The 1,015-nt window shown below is 68.7% G+C and carries 1 protein-coding gene; it reads left to right on the top strand.

The genetic code is table 11. The annotated features are described in order from the left end of the window. Positions 1 to 17: 17 nt before the first annotated feature. Positions 18 to 1,015, top strand: a 998-nt coding sequence (locus tag HGG74_RS20860; RefSeq protein ID WP_168489458.1) for a 1-aminocyclopropane-1-carboxylate deaminase, incomplete at its 3' end; no start/stop codon positions are given.

Below are 1,015 nucleotides of genomic sequence, written 5' to 3'. Positions count from 1 at the left end.
CAAGAGACAGGACTCCCATGGCCATCACGGACTTCGAACGCTACCCGCTCACCTTCGGCCCCAGCCCGGTGCACCCGCTGCCCCGCCTGACCAAGCACCTGGGCGGTGCGCAGATCTGGGCCAAGCGGGAGGACGTCAGTTCCGGACTGGCCTTCGGCGGCAACAAGACCCGCAAGCTCGAGTACTTCGTCCCCGAGATCCTGGCCGAGGGGGCGGACACCCTGGTCTCCATCGGCGGCTTCCAGTCCAACCACACCCGGCAGGTCGCCGCCCTGGCCGCCACGCTGGGCCTGAAGGCCGTCCTGGTGCAGGAGAACTGGGTCGACTGGCCGGACCCGCTCTCCGACCGTGTGGGCAACATCCTGCTCTCCCGCCTGATGGGCGCGGACGTGCGGCTGGACCCGGCCGGCTTCGACATCGGCTTCCGGAATTCCTGGAAGGACGCCATCGAGGACGTGAAGGCCGCAGGCGGCAGGCCCTATGCCATCCCCGCCGGCGGCTCCGACCACCGGCTCGGCGGCCTGGGCTTCGCCAACTGGGCCTTCGAAGTCGAGCAGCAGGAGAAGGAGCTCGGCGTCTTCTTCGACACGATCGTGGTCTGCACCGTCACCGGCTCCACCCATGCGGGCATGATCGCCGGGTTCGCCGGCCAGGACCGCCCGCGCCGCGTGATCGGCATCGACGCCTCGGCCACCCTGGCCAAGACCCGTGAGCAGGTGGAGCGGATTGCGCGCAACACGGCCAAGCTCATCGGCCTCGAACGCGACCTGCGCCAGGACGAGATCACCGTGCTCGAAGGCTGGGCCGGCGACTACTACGGCATCCCCGTCGACTCCACCCTCGAGGCCATCCGCCTGGGCGCCTCGATGGAGGCAATGATCACCGACCCGGTATACGAGGGCAAGTCCCTGGCGGGGCTGATCGACCTGGTTACCAGCAAGGAGATCCCGGCCACCAGCAATGTGCTGTACGCCCATCTGGGCGGACAGCTGGCGCTGAACGCCTACAGCGGCGT

The organism is Arthrobacter mobilis (genome assembly GCF_012395835.1).
GTDB lineage: Bacteria > Actinomycetota > Actinomycetes > Actinomycetales > Micrococcaceae > Crystallibacter > Crystallibacter mobilis.
The sequence above is the reverse complement of the archived record's forward strand: the minus strand, read 5'-3'. Positions and strand labels throughout refer to the sequence as shown.